The 18,436-nt window shown below is 67.3% G+C and carries 15 protein-coding genes; 8 read left to right on the forward strand and 7 right to left on the reverse strand.

Going from position 1 to position 18,436, the window contains the following annotated elements:
• Nucleotides 1–63 precede the first annotated feature (63 nt).
• Nucleotides 64–846 carry a MipA/OmpV family protein gene (locus FFS08_RS20380; RefSeq protein WP_137871853.1) on the forward strand — a complete coding sequence of 261 codons (783 nt, stop codon included), beginning with the start codon at nt 64–66 and terminating at the stop codon, nt 844–846.
• A gap of 204 nt (nt 847–1,050) precedes the next feature.
• Here the strand turns inward: FFS08_RS20380 and FFS08_RS20385 are convergent, their stop codons facing one another.
• On the reverse strand, nt 1,051–2,583 hold the full coding sequence (locus FFS08_RS20385; RefSeq protein WP_137861737.1) for a DUF8769 domain-containing protein: 1,533 nt from the start codon (nt 2,581–2,583) through the stop codon (nt 1,051–1,053).
• On the opposite strand from FFS08_RS20385, the gene FFS08_RS20390 reads away from it, so the two are divergent.
• Nucleotides 2,582–2,974, forward strand: a complete 393-nt coding sequence (locus tag FFS08_RS20390; RefSeq protein WP_137861738.1) for a hypothetical protein — start codon at nt 2,582–2,584, stop codon at nt 2,972–2,974. The genes FFS08_RS20385 and FFS08_RS20390 overlap by 2 nt on opposite strands.
• On the opposite strand, the gene FFS08_RS20395 is transcribed toward FFS08_RS20390, so the two are convergent.
• Nucleotides 2,967–3,776 (reverse strand): alpha/beta hydrolase, encoded by an 810-nt coding sequence (locus FFS08_RS20395; RefSeq protein ID WP_137861739.1) that lies wholly within the window; start codon nt 3,774–3,776, stop codon nt 2,967–2,969. The two genes, FFS08_RS20390 and FFS08_RS20395, sit on opposite strands and share 8 nt — an antisense overlap.
• 168 nt (nt 3,777–3,944) lie before the next feature.
• On the opposite strand from FFS08_RS20395, the gene FFS08_RS20400 reads away from it, so the two are divergent.
• Nucleotides 3,945–4,661 (forward strand): FadR/GntR family transcriptional regulator, encoded by a 717-nt coding sequence (locus FFS08_RS20400; protein ID WP_171012734.1) that lies wholly within the window; start codon nt 3,945–3,947, stop codon nt 4,659–4,661.
• Here FFS08_RS20400 and FFS08_RS20405 read toward each other — a convergent pair.
• Nucleotides 4,658–5,380: a FadR/GntR family transcriptional regulator gene (locus tag FFS08_RS20405; protein WP_137861741.1), complete on the reverse strand. Its 723-nt coding sequence runs from the start codon at nt 5,378–5,380 to the stop codon at nt 4,658–4,660. The two genes, FFS08_RS20400 and FFS08_RS20405, sit on opposite strands and share 4 nt — an antisense overlap.
• 161 nt (nt 5,381–5,541) lie before the next feature.
• Between FFS08_RS20405 and bglB the strand changes: the two genes are divergently transcribed.
• On the forward strand, nt 5,542–6,687 hold the full coding sequence (gene bglB, locus FFS08_RS20410) for a beta-galactosidase BglB (protein ID WP_249340998.1): 1,146 nt from the start codon (nt 5,542–5,544) through the stop codon (nt 6,685–6,687).
• Nucleotides 6,684–8,222: an MFS transporter gene (locus tag FFS08_RS20415; RefSeq protein WP_249340999.1), complete on the forward strand. Its 1,539-nt coding sequence runs from the start codon at nt 6,684–6,686 to the stop codon at nt 8,220–8,222. The genes bglB and FFS08_RS20415 overlap by 4 nt, the downstream gene beginning before the upstream one ends.
• Here FFS08_RS20415 and FFS08_RS23655 read toward each other — a convergent pair.
• Complete coding sequence (locus FFS08_RS23655; RefSeq protein ID WP_171012735.1) at nt 8,219–9,103, reverse strand: ROK family protein; 885 nt, start codon at nt 9,101–9,103, stop codon at nt 8,219–8,221. The two genes, FFS08_RS20415 and FFS08_RS23655, sit on opposite strands and share 4 nt — an antisense overlap.
• A gap of 2 nt (nt 9,104–9,105) precedes the next feature.
• Entirely contained in the window at nt 9,106–10,878 is a 1,773-nt protein-coding gene (locus FFS08_RS23660) for a DUF8769 domain-containing protein (RefSeq protein WP_171012736.1), read from the reverse strand.
• Nucleotides 10,879–11,057: 179 nt separating this feature from the next.
• Here FFS08_RS23660 and FFS08_RS20425 point away from each other — a divergent pair, with 179 nt between their 5' ends.
• Entirely contained in the window at nt 11,058–13,700 is a 2,643-nt protein-coding gene (locus FFS08_RS20425) for a TonB-dependent receptor (RefSeq protein WP_137861743.1), read from the forward strand.
• Nucleotides 13,701–13,867: 167 nt separating this feature from the next.
• Here the strand turns inward: FFS08_RS20425 and FFS08_RS20430 are convergent, their stop codons facing one another.
• Entirely contained in the window at nt 13,868–14,761 is an 894-nt protein-coding gene (locus tag FFS08_RS20430; RefSeq protein WP_137861744.1) for a LysR family transcriptional regulator, read from the reverse strand.
• 102 nt (nt 14,762–14,863) lie between these two features.
• Between FFS08_RS20430 and FFS08_RS20435 the strand changes: the two genes are divergently transcribed.
• A complete protein-coding gene (locus FFS08_RS20435) occupies nt 14,864–15,853 on the forward strand; it encodes a YeiH family protein (RefSeq protein WP_249341000.1) in 990 nt (329 codons plus the stop codon).
• 170 nt (nt 15,854–16,023) lie between these two features.
• Complete coding sequence (locus tag FFS08_RS20440) at nt 16,024–17,454, forward strand: S41 family peptidase (protein WP_171012737.1); 1,431 nt, start codon at nt 16,024–16,026, stop codon at nt 17,452–17,454.
• A 70-nt stretch (nt 17,455–17,524) separates the two neighbouring features.
• Here the strand turns inward: FFS08_RS20440 and FFS08_RS20445 are convergent, their stop codons facing one another.
• Entirely contained in the window at nt 17,525–18,436 is a 912-nt protein-coding gene (locus FFS08_RS20445; RefSeq protein WP_137861747.1) for a glycoside hydrolase family 130 protein, read from the reverse strand.

The raw sequence follows: 18,436 nt of genomic DNA on the forward strand, positions 1-18,436 counted from the left end.
ATCCCCAACGGCCCCCGCGAGCCCCGCGGAGCCATTCTTGTGAGAGTAGCCGTGAACAGTCCCATGCCTTTCCGTCTCGTGATCGCCGCCACGCTTCTGACGTTCTCGACCACGCCGTCGGCGGCCCAATCCCAGACGCCGGTTCCGCCGCAGCAGCAGCGCAATGGCGACCATGTCGTGATCGGCATCGGCGCCGGCTATGCCCCCGCCTATCAGGGCTCCGACAAATATCGCGTCATGCCTCTGCCCGTGATCGATATCGCGTGGGGGCCCTTCTTCGCCAATTTTCGCAATGGCATAGGCGTCAATGCGGTCGACACCGAGCACGTCACGATCGGCGCAAGCGTGGCAATGATGCCCGGCTATCGCGGCAAGGACGCGCCCAAGGGGATCGGCAAGCTCTCCTTTGGTGCCGGAGCCCGCGGCTTCATGAGTCTCAAGGCAGCCGGCTTCGTCGCGACGATCGGCGCAACCAAGGGCTTCGTCGGCGGCACCAAGGGCGTCATCGCGGATGCCAGTCTTTCCCGGCCGGTGTCCGTGTCGTCGCGTTTCATGCTCATTCCCACGATCGCCGCGAGCTGGGCGGACCGGAAGCACAACGACCGGTTCTTCGGAGTGAGCGCCGCGCAGTCCCGCGCCTCGGGCCTTCGGCAATTCCGCCCCGGCAGCGGCTTCAACGACGTCTCGGCCATGCTGAGCGTCCAGTATCGCCTGACCGATCGCGTCAGCCTCGGCGCAACCGGCGGCGTCACCACCTTGCTCGGCAAGGTCAAGGACAGCCCGATCGTCGCCCACAAGACCCAGCCGCTCGGCTTCCTGTCGCTCTCCTATCGTTTCGGCCATTGAGGGAGCACATCGACAGGTCCTGAAGCAATCGGGTGAGATGCAGGGGAAGGAACGACCCACCTTCCCCTGCGACCGACGAGAGCGCTTGCATGTTCCGGCACGCCCCCGTGGAATGGGCGCCGCGCCATTGCCGGCGGCGATGGCCACGCGTGACGATATGCCCGGCGGCAAGTTCCGCGAGCACATCCAAGCCGCATCCGGCGCTCATCGCGGAATGCTCACGCCCGCCGCCGCCAGGATCGGCAGCCCGACTTCCCTGCCGTTCACGCTGAGGAGCCGCGGGACCGGCTCGCCGCCTTCCGCCCGCTCCCGCTTGCCCCGCACGGTATCCGCAGCGATCCGCATCCGCCCATGCAGCCCGGCGACATCGAGGCGCACCACGCCGTCGCGCCGTTCGACGATCGCCCCGCTGTTGGCAAAGGCCCGGCGCCAGGCCGCGAAGCCGCGCGCGTCGAGGCCTTCGGCGCCGCGTAGCCACACTGCCGCGACACCCTGTCCGATCGGCGCGCCGGCGGCGTGAACGATCGTGAGGCGCATGGCGGGATCATTCGGATTCTCGCGCACCAGTTCGATCGGCGCGCGACCGCCTTCGGCGGTTGCCGCGCTTGCCAGCAGAACCCGCAAGCCGATCGCCGCGTCCTTCCACCGGACGGAAATCAGCGCACCATCCGGTATCCGTGTCGGCGATTTCGGCGTGCCGGCCTGCACGCGCGCGTCGTTCACCCAGACTTCCGCCTGGGACGGAATGGTGAGATGCGTGAGCAGCCGATCCGGCCCATCGCCGCTGCGCATGCGCGTGTCCGGGCCGGCGGCCAGCAGTTGCAGAATCTCCGGACCGCGCTGGACCGTGGCGAGGAAGGGCACGAGATGCAGCGCCTTCATCGCGCCCTGGCGCTCCGCCTGCTTGTTCCGGCCATAGGGATCGCCGCGCCCGTCCATGAACAGGATCATCTGCGCGAAGGCGGGGGAATCGCCGAGATTCCCCACCAGCATCCGGTCGTCACCGCCGCGCCCTGCGCCCGCGGAACCCAGGCTGAACGATCGGGCGACATATTGGACCGCCAGACGCTCGGGCTCGCTTCCCCATTTCTGTACGACGGTGCGCGGGATCTCGCGGCGGATCGCATCGGCTTCGCTCGGCGCGGGCCCCCATTCGGCCGCGTCCAGCATCGTGACGAGATTGGCGCGCGGCGCCGGAGAGAGCCAGCCCGCCCCCTCCAGTTCGGGCTTGGCGCGAAGCCAGCCGGCCGGCCAGGTCTGCCCCTCGAGATAGCCGCGCCCCCAGAGATAGTCATAGCTGCGCGCGTTGGCCCCGCCGATCCGGTCTCCCGGTGCCCACCAGTTGGCGGCAAGATCGGCCCAGAAATAGCGCAGCGCCATCCTGGCCTTGTCGCGCCCCTCCGGACGCGCGGCATAGCGGGCGATCGCGGACAGCGCCTCGATGTCGATGCCGTAATAAGTGGGCGAATCGAATTCGGTCACGCCATTCTCCCGAGTGAAGGCGAGCCAGCTGTCCAGCTGGGCATAGCCTTCCCCGGCAACGTCCGAACGATTCAATGCCTCGCCGCACAGGATCAGGTTGACCGTCTTGGTCAGGTAGATGTTGGTATAGTCCGGCTTCACCGCATGGCGGCGCATGCCTTCGATTCCGGCATCGATCAGTTCGTCGAGCTTCGCAGCGGCATTGGCCGGCAGGCGGTCGCGGAACAATCGATGGAGCAGCGCGGCCTGAAACATGCTGCTCGACGCCGTTCATGTCGAACACGCCGCTCTGGCCATATCGCCAGCGGAAATTTCCATAGGTTTTCGAGGCCGGGTCGAGATCCTGCATGCGCCGCGCGAGTTCGAGCGCCGGCGCGATACGTTCCGGGCGCCAGTTCAGCCCGGCGCTCTCCAGCGCGAAACGGAAGACGCCGCGGATACCGACCTGATCGGTCGGCTGCTGGATAAGCGGCCACATCGCATCGAGCTCTCGCCCGCCCTCCACCGGATCGGCGTGCCAGCGATTGGACGCGGCAGGGCGCTCCTGCGCGAGGGAGATGCCGGCGACGGCCATCGTCGCGGTGCCGGCCAGGAATATTGCCGCCATGAGCTTGCGCATCGGTTCGATCCTCGTCCGCCTATATGATGCAGGATTCGCGTTCACGGCTGATGCCGCCGAAGAAGCGCAGCGAATCCGCCACATGCGCTTCCCAATAGGACCAGTCATGCCCGCCTTCGAACTCGGCATAGTCATGCGCGACGCCCGCAGCCTCGAGCTGACGATGGAGCATGCGGTTACCCGCGATCAGGGGATCCTCCACGCCGCAATCGAACCGAAGCGCGGGAAGCGTGGCACGATGGGCGAGGATCGTCCGGAGCGCGCACCGGTCCTGCATCCGCCCTCCGGCAAGCCTCGGGCTCTCCTCCACGAAATCCTCGAGCTCTTCCAGGCGGGTAATGGCGGAATGCGCGGAGATGCCGGCAAAACGCGCTCCGTGCTTCGCGCCGATGCGCAATGCGCCATAGCCGCCCATCGAGAGCCCGCAGAGGAACAGGCGAGCCGGCGGATAACCCAAAGCCTCGGCCACCGCACGAGGCACATCCTCGACGATCCAGCGCTCGAAATCCCCCTCCGACCGATCAATATAGCCGGTGCCATCGCCCCACAGCCCGTCGGAGGGCATCGCAAGTGCCATGGGCGGGATCGCGCCTTCGGCGACAAGCCGGGCGGCGGTCCGGTGCACGCCGCCCTTGAGCGCCCATGCCCAATGGCTGCCATGGACACCGTGAAGCAGGATCGCGACCGGCAGCGGCGCCTCCGCCTCGGGAACGTGGAGCGTGATGTCGCCGCGACCGCTAAAGGCGCGGCTCTTCACCGTGATCAGCCGCAGCCGCTCCGTTTCGAAGCGCGGATCCGAGATCTCGAGGCTGCGGAACGCGGACCTCATAGGAATGCGATCGTCTCTTCGCGTTCGGCCCGCACTCCCGCCAGGTGCATCGCTTCGGAGGTTATTTTCATCAGGTCATAATATGACATGAACAATAAGTGACAAGCCGGAATATTTCGGCTAGCCCGGCGAATGGGCCGGCAGGGAAGGAAGCGGATGGAATTGAAGATGCGACCCAGGCGTTCGCTCGCCTCCGAGCTGGTCGACCATCTGCGCGGCCAGATCGAGTCCGGGGCCCTGGCTCCCGGCGATCGCATCCCCACCGAACGCGAGCTGGTGGAAGGCTCCGGCGTCAGCCGGACGGTGGTGCGCGAGGCAATCGCGCGGCTTACCGCCGAAGGACTCCTCGAGCCGCGGCAGGGATCGGGAGTATTCGTCACCGAGGCCCGGTCGGCGGCCTTTCATGTATCGCAAGGCGCGTTCGACGATCTGGTGGAAGTGAGCCGGCTGCTCGAACTGCGTCTGGCGGTGGAAATAGAAATGGCCGGCCTGGCCGCGCGGCGGCGCAGCGAAACCGACGTCGCCGAGATGCGCGCGCTGATCGACCGGATCGCCGCGGACATCGCCGCCACCGGCGACGGCAGCGCTGCGGACGAGGCGCTGCACGGCCTGATCGCACGGGCATCGGGCAATCGTTATTTCGGGCGCTTTCTGGAGTTTCTCGAAATGGGGCTGGTGCCCCGGCGCGGATTGGTGCGGCAATCGGCCGAGGACGACGATACCTATCTGGACAGGGTGCATGACGAGCATGTCGCGCTGGTCGAAGCGATCGCGCGCCGCGACATCGACGGCGCGCGCGAAGCGGTGCGGCGCCATCTCGAGCATGCGCGGATGCGGCTCGAGGATTTCCTCGCGCGGCGAGGCGCGCCGACGGACTCCGGCTAGCTGGCCAGCGCGGGCAGATCCGCCACCGTGTCGGCAATGCGCCGGGCACGCTTGAGGCTGCGCTCGAGATGGCGGCGCGCCGCGCTGCGCGCCGCGCGCGGATCCGCCGCGCGGATGGCATCCACGATGGCGGCATGTTCCTGCTGGATCGTATCGAGATAGCGGCGCTGCTTCTCGTCGCTCCGCTTTACCATCGCGGCATCGCGGCGCGGCACGAGCTTGGCGCCGAGGAACTCGACGAAGCGGACGAAATACTGGTTGCCGGTCGCGCGGGCTATGCTCGCATGCAAGGCGGCATCCGCCTTCACCCCGCCATCTTCGGAACCGCTGGCATCGCGCAATATCTCAAGCCATTTCTCCAGTTCGACGATGTCGGCATCGGTGCGCCGTTCGGCCGCAAGACCGGCCATCTCGGTCTCCACCGCCAGACGCAGCTCGAGCAGCTGGAGAACGTCGTGCAGATCGGCGAGTTCGTTGGGATCGATCTGGAAGGCCTGGGGCGGCTCCTTGATGAACACGCCCGAGCCCTGACGGGCTTCCACCCAACCCTCGGCCGAGAGGCGGGCAACCGCTTCGCGGACCACGGTACGGCTGATCCCCAGCTCCTCGACCAGCGCGCGTTCGGTCGGCAGCTTGTCGCCGGGCGACAGCTCGCCGCTGCGGATCTTCTCGCGCAGCTGATCGACCAGGTCTGCCGCCATCGAGCGACGCTCGGGCATCTTGATTATCGCCATATGGTCTGACCAGTAACGCGGTTTCCGCGCCACGCGCAACCATTCTCAAGGCATGTCGGTGAGCGATTAAATGGTATGATGACATTATAAGTTGATGGACAGCGAAGCCGCACCGGTCTAGGCGTTCCGAAAAATGGAGGACGGGGATGCTGAACGGTAGTGACGCTCTGGCGCGAGTCGATGTCGTGCGGCGCTTCCGCGCGCGGCACGGCGCGCCCGGGATCGATACGCTGATGGATGCCCTGGTCGGCAGCCTGGTCGGTATCGCCGACGATGATGGCGAGTTCCTGGTCAGCGTGATCGAGGGTCGGCGCTACGACATCAAGAGCTGGCACCATTGGGACTGGACCCAGGGCGTGGGGCTCTACGGCCTCGCGCGCATGTACGAACGGAGCCGCGACCCCGGGGTGCGCGCGCATGTCGAACACTGGTTCCGCAACCGTTTCGACGAACCGGCCGTCACCAAGACGATCAACACCATGGCGCCGATGCTCGCGCTGGCCCATCTCGCCGGATGGAGCGCCGACGACAGCTGGCATCCGCTGCTCGCCGAATGGGCGGAATGGGCGATGCACGACCTTCCGCGCACCGAGGAGGGCGGCTTCCAGCATCTCGTGATCGACCTGCCCAACGAACAGCAGCTCTGGGACGACACGCTGATGATGACGGTGATGCCGCTCGCCAAGATCGGCCTGCTGCTTGGCCGCCCGGCCTATGTCGAGGAAGCGAAGCGGCAGTTCCTGCTGCATGTGAAGTACCTCGCCGACCGCGCGACCGGCCTGTGGTTCCACGGCTGGACCTTCGCGGAGCGCAACCACATGTCGGGCGCGCTCTGGGCGCGGGGCAACAGCTGGATCACCATGGCAATCCCGGACTTCATCGAGCTGCTGGATCTGCCCGAGGGTGACGGAGTTCGCGAGTTCCTCGTCGCGACGCTGGAGGCGCAGGTCGCGGCCCTCCGCGCCTGCCAGCGCACCGACGGACTGTGGCCGACCATCCTCGACGATCCGGATTCCTATGGCGAGGCATCGGCCACCGCCGGCATAGCCTATGGTGTGCTGAAGGCAGTGCGGCTGGGCCTGCTGCCCGCCGGATATCTCGAGACCGGGCTGCGGGCGGCCGAGGCAGTGATCGCGCATATCGACGCGCGCGGAGAGCTTGCCCAGGTTTCGTTCGGCACCCCCATCTTCGCGACGGTGGAGGAATATAAGCAGGTTCCCATCACCACCATGCCCTATGGCCAGGCGATGGCGATCCTGGCACTCGACGAGGCACGGAGGCTGCATCCGTGAACGCGCAGGCCGCTCGCGCGCCGCGCCGGATCCGTCCGCACACCTATCTCGCCTATGGCATCACCGACCTGTTCGGCAGCGGCGCCATGGCGGTCATCGGCGGCTGGATCCTGTTCTTCTACACGAGCTTCTGCGGACTGAGCGCAGTGGAAGCGACGTCGATCTTCGCGATCGCGCGCATCCTCGATGCGGTGGGCGGTACCTTCATCGGCCATGTCTCGGACACGATCGGCAACAGCCGGCTCGCCCGGCGGTTCGGCCGGCGGCGCATGTTCCTGCTCTTCTCGCTGCCGCTGATGCCCAGCTTCGCGCTGATGTGGGTAAGCGGCCAGTCCTATCTCTACTATCTCGCCACCTATGTGTTCTTCGAAGTCGTCTATGCGGCGGTGCTGATCCCGTACGAGACGCTCGCCGCCGAGATGTCGGATGATTACCGCACCCGCGCCCGCTTCGCCGGCGCGCGGATCCTGACCGGGCAGGCCGCGGTGTTCCTTGCCAGCATGCTGCCGCGCCTGATCACGGGCGGCACGAAGGACGCGACGGCGGATACCTTCCTGCTGATGGGCGGGATCTTCACGCTGATCTTCATCGGCGCGATCCTGACCACCTATCTCTTCACCTGGGAGCGCGAGCCGAACGAGAGCGACACGGCGGCGCCCTTGCCGGCGCCGTTCGGGCCGATGCAGATATTCCGCAACATCGCGCTCACGCTCCGGATTCGCGCCTTCCGCCTGCATCTGGGGATGTATCTGGGCGGCTTCACCGCCAATGACGTGCTGATCGCCGTGCTGAGCTATTATGTCGTGTTCGTGCTCGGCGGCAACGTCGCGACCGCCTCGACCGTGCTCGGCGTGATGACCGCGACCCAGTTCGTCTCGGCGGCGGCCTTCGTGCATCTCACGGTGCGGCTCCATCCGGGCCCGGCCTTCCGGCTTGCCGCGTCCTTCTATGCGGTGGGCATCGTGCTGATGGCCGCGCTGGCGCTGCCCGGCTTCCCGGCGCCGCTCTGGTGGATCTATCCCATCGCGATGTGCGCGGGGATCGGCCGCGGCGGGCTCGTCTATATTCCCTGGAACACCTATAATTATGTCGCCGATGTCGACGAGATCGTCAGCACCCAGCGGCGCGAAGGCATATTCGCCGGCGTGATGACGATGGTGCGCAAGGCAGTGGGGGCCTTTGCGGTGATGCTGGTCGGACTGCTGCTCGAAGCGGGCGGGTTCCAGTCTTCGGCCCCCACCCAGCCGCACGGCGCCCAGCTCGCGATCATCGCGGGGCTGACGCTGTTCCCGTTGCTGGCGCTCGCCTTCGGCATGCGGATCGCCCGGCGCTTCCGGCTCAACGAGCACACCCATTCGGTGCTGATGGCGGAGATCGCCCGCTTCCGCGCGGGCGATCGCAGGCCGCCGACGGGAGAGGCGGCCGCGATCGTCCGCGACCTGACCGGCCAGCCGCCCGAGAAGCTCTGGGCCGGCCGGCTCGACATGCCCCGCGCGGCACCGGGCCATCCGGACGGCGCCGCCATCGCCGGCTAGGCGGCGGCGTCCATCGCCAGCAGCAGCGCGCCGAGCGTGCCGGCACCCGGGCCGAGCGCGGCGGTTCGCACCATCGTCTCCACCCCGCCGCGCGCTTCCGCGATCGCGCCATAGCCGCCGATCAGCCGCGACAGACTCCGCGTGACCTGGGCGGCGAGGATCGGCCGGGTGCCGATCCCACCGCCCAGGATCACTCGATCCACGCCAGCGACGAGCACGGCGTTGAGTGCGAGATGGCCGAGATAGTGGCCGAGCATGTCCCAGGCGGGATGCCCGTCGGGCAGCTGGTCGGGCGAGACGCCCCAGCGGGCCGTGATCGCGGCGCTGCACGCCATGCCCTCGACACAGTCGCCATGCAGCGCGCAGGCGCCGGGAAACTCGCCGCGCGCAGGGTGGTGCGGCACGAAGATGTGCCCGGCCTCAGGATGCAGCCGGCTGCGCGCCGCCTTCCCGCCAACGACCAGGCCCAGCCCGACGCCGGTGCCGATCGTCACATAGGCGAAGCTTTCGACATCCTGCCCGGCGCCGAGGCGCTGCTCGGCAAGCGCGGCCACGTTGACATCGGTATCGAGCGCGATCGGCGCATCGACATGGCGTGCGAGGGGCTCGATCAGGTCGACCCCGCTCCAGCCCGGCTTGGGCGTGACGAACAGCCGGCCGTGGCTTGCCCCCGGCCCGATGCCCACCGGCCCGAACGCGCCCATGCCCAGCCCGGCGAGCGGCCCTTGTTCCGCTAGCCAGCGCCCGGCGCGGGCCAGCGTTTCCGCGGGCGTGGTGGTCGGGATGCGAGTCTCGGCAAGGATGGTGTCGAGGCCGCTCGCCACCGCCAGCTTGAAGCTGGTGCCGCCGGCATCGATCCCCGCGAAGCGCGGCGGCCCCATGCTCAGGAAATCCGCGGGATCGGCGGCGGCGGGCTGGTCGGCGCGAGCAATTCGATGTCGTTCCAGCGCAGCAGCCGCCCCTTGCCCTTCGGCGTCACTTCGATCCGGTCCCTGCTCACCCCGGCCGAGACAGGAAGGATCTCGATCGCGGCGGGGATGGCGGTGCGGCCAAGCCCGGCCGGAGCGATGCTGCCGCCCAAGGGAACGACATAGGCGACATGCGCCACGCCTTCCTGCTTCTCGATCACCCAACGACCCTGCGCGCCCTCGCCATTGTTCCAGATCGGCGGCCCCATATGGACCACCGCCTTCCATTCCCCGGCAACCAGCTCGACCCGATATTCGTCCAGCGCGCGGGCAGTCGCGCCGACGCCGTCGAGCACGAAGCGCAATTGCAGTTCCTGGCCCGGAAAGCTCGGCGCGCGGTCGAGCGTGATGTGCCAGTCGCCCGAATTGGCGAGCGGATGCGCGGACATCAGCACCCGCTGCCCGCGCTGCGCCGCGACCATGCCGAACGATGCGAAATCGCGCCCGTCCTTCTGGCAGCGCACTCGGAATACCGGGGTCGGGCCGCGTCGTGCCGTGCGCCAATAGGCAATGAGCGGATGACGCTGCGTCCAGAAGCTTTCGGCATTGGCCGAGCCGAGACATGCGGCGTCGTTGAGCCAGGTGGTGCCGCAGACTGATTGCGCATCGTCCACGGCGCGGATGAAGCGCTGGCGCACCACCGTCTCCGGTTCGGGCAGCGCGGCGAAGCGCGAAGCCAGCGCAGGGGGGCAAGGCAGCATCGGCACTTCGCGCGATGGCACCGCCACGCCGGCGCGCAACGTGCGGCCAAGCCGGGCGGAGAGACCGTCGAGCGTGGGATTGGGCGTGCGATCATAATAGGCGCGCGAATGGGGCCCGGCCCATTGATTGGTGCCGGGATGCCAGTGGCCGGCGATCATCTCCCAGATGATGCGGTGCAGTTCTCCCGCTGCCGTGCGTGCTTCGGCGTCCCGGACGAAGGAGAGGATCGCCTCGACTTCCTCGAGAGCGACCATGGTGTAGGTGGGGCTGTTATACTCGTTGAACCCGCCTTGCTGGCGGGTGTAGTCGAGCAGGCCGGTCAACCGCTTGCGGCCATAGTCGAGCAGCTTCGCGTCGCGCATCAGCTCGCCCGCCGCCAGCGTCACCCGCGCGCCCATCACCGAGATGTTGGTATAGGCCGGCCCCACGTCGCGGCGCATGATCGCCTCGCCCGCGCGGCCGATCGCCTTGCGCATGTCCGCGGCGAGAACTGCGTCGAGGCGGTCGCCATGCCGCCCGATCGCGGCAGTGAGCCGCGCGCCGTTGAAGTCCGCCCAGTTCCAGTCGGGCGGATCCATCTTCGTCAGCGGCTCCTCGAGATAATAGGACCAGATGCCATAGGTCGCGCTTGCGGGATCGGCATCCTGCAGCGCGATGACCTTGGCGATCACCGCCTGGGCACGGGCAAGGGCGGGCGCGGAGCCGGTGTCGAGCAGGCGCAGTGCATAGTCGAGATTCGAACGGGTGGCGTGCACCCAGGTCCCGCGTTGCAGACGCGTCGAATAGCCCGCGCCGCCCGACCTTTCGCCGAGCATGCCGACATCCGCATCCCAGCGGCGATCCTTGCCGGCCACATCCGGCACTCCCTCGCCATCCGTCGCGGGTGCGCTTTGCGGCGCCGCCGCGACCAGGCAGGTCGCCCCCGCCGCGAGCAGCATCTCACGCCGCGTCGTACCCAGGCCTTCGCGAACCGACGGACCTTCCATTGCCTCCCTCTCCCGTTGCGACGATTGCCTCGTCTTGCCTGCCGGCATCTAGCAGCGCCGCATGCCGCCGTCACGCAAAATGGTATGATGACATGATGAACATACTAGACAGGCAGGCGCCGGGGAGATAACGAATCGTCAAACGAGCCGCCGGAAGCGCGGCCATTGGGGAGGGTCTTATGTCTGTCAAAGCCGCCATGCTTTCATCGATTGCCTGTGTCGTCCTGGCCATTCCGGCCATCGCCCGGGCGCAGGAAACCCAGGGCGCCGCAAGCGCTCCCGCCGGCAGCCAGGCGAGCGATTCGATCGTGGTGACCGGCGTGCGGGCGTCCATCGAATCCGCAGTCAACGCCAAGAAGAATGCCGATCAGGTGGTCGATGTCGTTGCCGCCGAGGATGTGGGCAAGCTGCCCGATGCGAACGTCGCCGAGAATCTCCAGCGCGTGCCCGGCGTGCAGATCGAGCGCAATTTCGGCGAGGGTGCCCAGGTCACCGTCCGCGGCCTTTCCAATGTTCGCGTCGAGCTCAACGGCCGCTCGAACCTCGGCATCTCGGTCGGCGCGACCGGTTCGGATCCCTCGGGCCGCTCCACGGGCCTGGAGCAGCAATCGTCGACGCTGTTCAGCCGTCTCTCGGTCTACAAGTCGCCTACCGCCGATCAGATCGAAGGCGGGCTGGGCGGCTTCATCAGCATGACCACGCCGCGTCCGTTCGACTTCAAGAAGCCGACGGTCAGCTACCTCGCCGAATATTCCAATACCAATCTCGCCCGCAATCCCAACGGCTACAACCTCGCCTTGTTCGGCACGACCAGGCTGTTCGGCGACCGGCTCGGCATCGCCGTGAACCTGGCCTATTCGGACCGCGAGATCGGTTCGTCGCAGTTCATCCGCGGCGTCTGGAACCCCGGCACCACCACCGGCATGAAGACCGACTTCAACGGCGACGGCCAGCTCGACTACACGCCGCAGATCGCCCGTTCGGAATTCTACAACATCAAGCGCAAGCGCTTCGGCGCGGGCGGCACGATGCAGTTCCAGGCGACCGACAATCTGATGCTCTACGCCGATGCGCTCTACACGCATCTCGGGACGCAGCGGCACATCGAATATCTCGCGATCCAGACCACCGACACCGGCACGAACGCCTCGACTCTCACCAATGGCGTGATGGAAGGCAATTACGTCGTCGCGGGCACCCTGACCAACCAGCGCGTCCGCGTAGGCGGGGTCGAGCGCAACGAGCCGACCTCCTCGCTGGTCGCCGGCGGCGGCGCGGTCTGGAAGATCGGCCGGCTCGACCTCAAGGCCGATTTCGGCAAGTCGGTGGGCGACTATACCTATCGCCAGGACTTCATGGAGCTGGCCTCGCGCGGGCTGACGATCAACTATGACTATCGCACCGGCGACGTGCCGAGCATCACGCTGCCGGCCAATTTCGATCCGACGCTGCGCTCCTCCTATCCGACGCGTTCGAACAGCGCCGCGAACGACACGATCGTGCACACGATCGAAACCGCCTATCGCCTCGACGGCAGCTACGAGCTCGGCTGGGGCATCCTGAAATCGCTGCAGTTCGGCGGCCGCTATGCCGATCTCAGCTCGGACTATCGGGATTATCAGGCCAAGCTGGGCGCGACCAATCCCAACATCGCGACGCTGCCCGACTCCTATTTCGTCCTGACGAACAATCCCGGCTATCCCGGCGCGACCGGCAATTTCCCCAGCGTGTTCCTGGTGCCCGACGTCTATGCGGGCGGCACCGGCGACGATTCGCTGCTGCTTTCCAACTATCGCCCGACGCGGCCGCGGCCGACGACCAGCTATTACATCAGCGAGAAGACCAAGGCGATCTATGGCCGCGCCAATATCGACGGCGAATTGCTGGGCATGGGCTTTCGCGGCAATCTCGGCCTGCGCGCGGTCCGGACCGACTTCGCGGTCGACACCACGGCCGATGTCGGCGGCGGCGTGATGGTGCCGCAGCACAACACCAACCATTATTCGGACCTGCTGCCGAGCGCGAACATCAAGTTCTCGGTCGCCCGCGATCTGGTGCTGCGCCTCGCGGCATCCAAGGTGATGTCGCGCGCCAAGCTGCAGGACCTGGCGCCGCGGCTTGCAGTCAACGGCCCGCTGGGCACGGCGTCGGGCGGCAATGCCGACCTGCACCCGACGCGCGCCGACCAGCTCGACGCCGCGCTCGAATATTACATCCCCGGCGGCGGCATCGTGGCGGCGACGGCCTTCTACAAGAACATCACCGACCAGGTGGCGCGCACGACCATCGTCGAAGTGATCCCGGGCTTCGAATCCTACGGGCCGCTGCAACGCTCGCTGCCGGTGAATCTCGGCGTCGCCAAGGTGAAGGGTATCGAGCTCAACTACCAGCAGGCCTTCACGTTCCTGCCCGGCCTGTTGTCGGGCTTCGGGACCCAGCTCAACGCGACTTTCATCGACACTTCGTCCTCGGACAATCAGCCGGTGCTGGGCCTGTCCAAGACGACCTATAACGGCATTCTCTATTACGAGCGGGGACCGTTCACCGCCCGCATCGCCTATAACTGGCGCAGCAAGTCCGCAGTGAGCTTCACCACCACGCCCGCGACCGGCGAGTTGCGGCCGAACTGGTATTCGTCCGACGATCAGGTCGACGCCTCGATCGGATTGAAGCTCACCAAATACGCGACCTTGTCGGCCGCGGTCACCAATCTCTTCTACAAGAAGTCGGGCCGTACCAACTACAATCAGATGATCGATGCCGTGAACGGATATGAGATCGCCGACCGCCAGTTCCGCATCGGTATCCGCGGGCGCTTCTGAGAAACTGGGGGGAGCGGCGCTTCGCGCACGCAGCTGCTCCCCTTTCCCTGCGGCGCCATCCGGGTGACCGGAACCGGAGCGGCGAGCGGCTCATGGCCCGATGAGGCTGCACGGAGGAGCCGGCGTCGAAGGTCGCCAATGCCGGTGCCCTTCGCATGCCCAGGGCATCATGCGCTCGGACCGGTCCAGGCGCCGACTGTGTCGAGGAAGGCCGCCGCGGCGCGGCTCAGGCGCCGGGCACGATGTGTCGCGACGCTGAAATCCCGGGCCGGCAGGTCGCAATCGAGCCGGGCTATCCTGCCGGCCGCCAGCCGGCAGCCGGCGGCCAGGTCGGAAACGACCGCCACCATCCCACCCGCAGCAGCCGCTTCGAGCGTCGCCTCATTGCTGGGAAGACTCATCCGGACCATCAGGTCGCCCATGGCAAGGCCCAGCTCGGGCAGGCTGGCGGCAAGATGATCGCGCGTACCGGACCCCGGTTCGCGCAGCACCCAGGCCGCGCCGCGTAACTCGGCCGGCCCAATCGGCATTCCGGCAAGCGGATGGTCGGGAGCCGCGTAGAAGCCGGGCCGATCGCCGCCGATGCGGCGGACCTCCAACAGCTCTTCCTCGACTGCGCTCTCGACGAAGGCGAGGTCCGCTTCGCCGATCAGCAGCGCCTGCACCGCCTGACTACTGTTACCGGCGAACAGGGAAAGGTCGACGCCGGGATATTGCGCGGCAAAGCGGGCCATCCGGGTCGGCAGCCAATAGGTCGCGACCGTCTGGCTGGCCGCGATCCGTACCTCTCCGCGCACGAGGCCGGTCAAGTCGTCGAGCGCGCGCCGCGCTTCCTTCGCCCTGGCCAGCACCGCGCGCGCTTCCGGCAGAAAGGTGCGGCCGGCCGCGTTCAGCTCCAGGCCTCGGCCCACCCGGTCGAACAGGCGGGTGCCGTTTCGCATCTCCAGCGCCGCAATGGCTGCGCTGACCGCCGGCTGCGTGAGATGCAGCACCTCGCTCGCCGCGCGCATGTTCAGCGTCTCCGCGACGGCAACGAAGATGCGCAGCTGCTCCAGTGTCATTCAATCAACTTCACTTATTGATTATCAAAAATCAATCGATTGGATTTCGTGCCGGGGCAAGCCGATCCTGGCATCATGAAACCCCGCCCTTTCCATGGACGCATGCTTCCCGGGCTCGCCCTTGCCGGCGCGGTCAGTCTTGGCGCGCTGGCGCTCGAACGGATCGAGACATACGCAACCGGCCGGCCCTGGCTCGAAGCGCTGGTCCTCGCCATCCTGATCGGCACTGCGATCCGCACGGGCTGGCGCATCCCGGCCAGGTTCGACAGCGGCATCCAATGCGCGGCGAAGACGCTGCTCGAAGTTGCGATAGTCCTGATGGGCGCGACGATCAGTTTCGGCGCGATCCTTGCCGTTGGATGGCCGCTGCTGCTGGGCATCGCCGCCACGGTGGTCCTGGCGATCGGGGCAAGCTTCCTGCTCGGCCGGGCCCTGGGCCTCACGCGTGAGGTGGCGCTGCTGGTCGCGTGCGGCAACGCCATTTGCGGCAACTCGGCGATCGCCGCAGTCGCGCCGGCGATCGATGCCGATGCCGATGACGTCGCGACCGCCATCGCATTCACTGCGGTGCTGGGCGTGGGCGTGGTCCTTTGCCTGCCGCTCGCTGCCGCCGGACTGCACCTCAGCGCGGCCGCCGGCGGCGTGCTTGCCGGCCTCACCGTCTATGCCGTGCCGCAGGTGATTGCCGCGACCGCCCCGCTGGGCGCCGTCGCCATCCAGCTCGGCACGCTGGTGAAGCTGGTCCGCGTACTGACGCTGGGACCGGTGGTGACTTGCCTTTCCCTGCTCCAGCGTCGCCGCGAGGGCGCCGACCGTCGCGGGACGAACGGCCTCCTGCTGCCCGGCTTCATCCTGGCCTTTCTCGCGCTGGCCGCGGCGCGCTCGCTGGCGCTGCTGCCGGACGCGCTGGTTCCGCCCGCGCAGGGTGCGGGCAATTTCCTCACGGTGATGGCGATGGCGGGGCTCGGCCTGGGCGTCGACCTGCGCCATGTTGCCGCTGCCGGGCCCCGCGTCACCCTGGCCGTCACCCTCTCGCTGCTGATCCTCGCCGGCATTGCGCTGCTTGTGCTGCGCCTGATCGGGCTTGCCTGAACGATGGGTTTGTCGGGTGGATTCGTTCCGGGCTATGATTCGCGACGCCGGCGATCCAGCTCCCCGATCCGCTCGCCTGGCGGCGCGCCGATCGGGGAGGCGCGCAGTTCGATCGTTGCGCAGCGTGACGGAGGGGAATGGGCATGCGGTGGATCTGGTTTGGAGTTGCTGTGGCATTCGCGTCGCCGGCCCTGGCGCAACGGCCGGCCGAGCGCGATTGGGCGGCTGCGCTGCGGGCGGATGCACGGGCGCTGCACGACGAAATAGCCGCCAATCACCCGGGCGCCGTCAATCCGGAGGATCCGGGCTTTGCCAAGCGCAACGATGCGCAGCTGGCGATGGCGTTGAAGCGCGCGAGGACCGCGAGGACCTATGCCGACTATTATCTGCCGCTGCGGGAATATGTCGCCGCGTTCAACGATGGCCATATGACCATCCGCATCTTCGGGGACGCGCCGAGCGAATATCGCTGGCCCGGCTTCCTCACCAATTACGACGCGCAGGGAAAGATGCGCGTCCATACGCGCGCGGACGACGCGCCGGTGCCGATCGGAGCGGAGCTTGTCGGTTGCGACGGTCGCTCGGCGGAGAAGCTGGCGGCCGATCGGATCGGGAGGATGTGGGGCCGCTGGCAGCTCGAATCGACGCGTCAGCGCTGGGGCCGAACGCTCTTCCTCGACGAGCATAATATTGCAGTGCCGCCGCTCGCACGCTGCACCTTCCGCGTCGACGGCCGTCAGCGCACGATCGCGCTCGAATGGAAGCCGATCGATTCCAACGGCTTCTGGGAACGCGCCTGGGGCGATCGAAAGACCGAAGCGCGCATATTCGAAGCGCGGACGCTGGCCGACGGGACACGCTGGTATGCGATGCCGTCGTTCAACGGCGATGCGCAGTCCGACGCCGGCAAGGCGCTGCCCGGGTTGATCGCGGCAATGCAGGCCGATCGGAACGCGCCGGCGATCGTGCTGGACCTGCGCCGCAACAATGGCGGATCGTCGGACTGGTCCCAGCAGATCGCGCAGACACTGTGGGGGCAGGCAGCGATCGACGGGTTGCCGAAGAGCGACACACAGGTCGATTGGCGCGTCTCCGCCGCCAATCTCGCCTCGATCGAGGAAAGCTACGCCAAGCGCGGGGACGGCGTCTCGCCAGAAGCGAAGCGCTGGTTCGAGGCAGTGATCGCGGGGCTGAAGGGCGGGCTGGCCCGCGGCGACAAGCTATGGCGGGAGGCCGGCACCGAGGACGACGCGCCCAAGGCGGGGAAGGCCATGCCGCAGCCGCCGCTCAAGGCGCATGTCTATCTGCTCACCGATCCGGGATGCGCATCGGCCTGTCTGGACGCCGTCGATCTGTGGCGGGCACTGGGAGCGACGCATGTCGGAAAGACGACCAGCGCCGACACGCTCTACATGGACGTGCGCCAGTATCGGCTGCCCAGCGGCATTGCGGGCGGCGGGATGCCGATGAAAGTCTATCGCGGCAGATCGCGCGGCAATAACGAGCCGGTGGTGCCGGTGCGCAAGTTCGACGGCGACATCGCCGATACGCCGGCCGTGGAGGCATGGATCATGGCGCTGGAGCACGCGGCGCCGCGCTGATGTGCGCCCTTGAATGCCTTCACGGTCCCGGGGGACTGGCGGGCCGCTTCGGCGCGCCGGTCTCGGCCGCTCAGCTGCGCCGGATGATTGCGCGGTAAAGCTTGGCGTCGGCCAGCGAGTAATAGAGCCAGGCCGCGCCGTCGATGACGACCACGGACGCTGCAAAGGCGATATCGGTGGCAGTGCGTTCGAGCGCCGGGGGCGGGATGATCAGCGGTTCGATGCAGCGATCGACGACCCGGGTATATTCGGCGTCGAATGCCACCCAGCCGATGCGCCAGCGGGCATCGCGCGTGGCTCCGTTATAGAACATCACCGGCATGTCCTTGTCATCGGTCAGCAAGGGGCCGGTGGAGAGGTGCCAGCTGTCCCAATTGTCGGGGCGCGGCGCAAAGGGCTGGACCTGATGATCCCAGGGACCCGCGATCGTGGTCCCGATTGCCAGGCCCACCAGCGACGCCTCCGCATGGGCATATTCGTAGAACATCCGCCATTTGCCCGCCTTGGTGCGATCGATCGTGGCTTCCTTGATGTTGCCTTCGCTGTCCGAGTTCAGCATCGCTATGCCGCGCTTCCTGAGGCGGTCCAGCGACGGGCCGACCGCGTAGAGCAGTTCGGCATGCGCGCGCGTGGCATCGACGCCGGTATAATAGACGACGAGATTGCCGTCGGGTTCGACAATGGGGGTAGGATCCTCGCAGCCGCCGATATCGTCGGGGCCGGGGCCGGGAACGAGAACGGCGTCCCCTTCGATTGTGAAACGCAGCCCGTCCGGCGAGACTGCGTGCCAGATCGTGCCGGTGTCGGTGGCGGCGCCGTGATCATAGTCGCCACGCGGCACGGCGCGGAGCAGCATCGAATATCTGCCGTCCGGACGCAGCCAGACATAGGGGCTCATCAAATCGCGCTGCGCGACATCCGGCGGGCCGGAGATGCCGATCGCGTCGATCTGCTCGACGTTGAAGTCCACCACCCGGGGCAT

Origin of the sequence: Sphingomonas sp. 1F27F7B, assembly GCF_005503355.1 — a bacterium.
In the GTDB taxonomy this organism is placed as follows: domain Bacteria; phylum Pseudomonadota; class Alphaproteobacteria; order Sphingomonadales; family Sphingomonadaceae; genus Sphingomonas.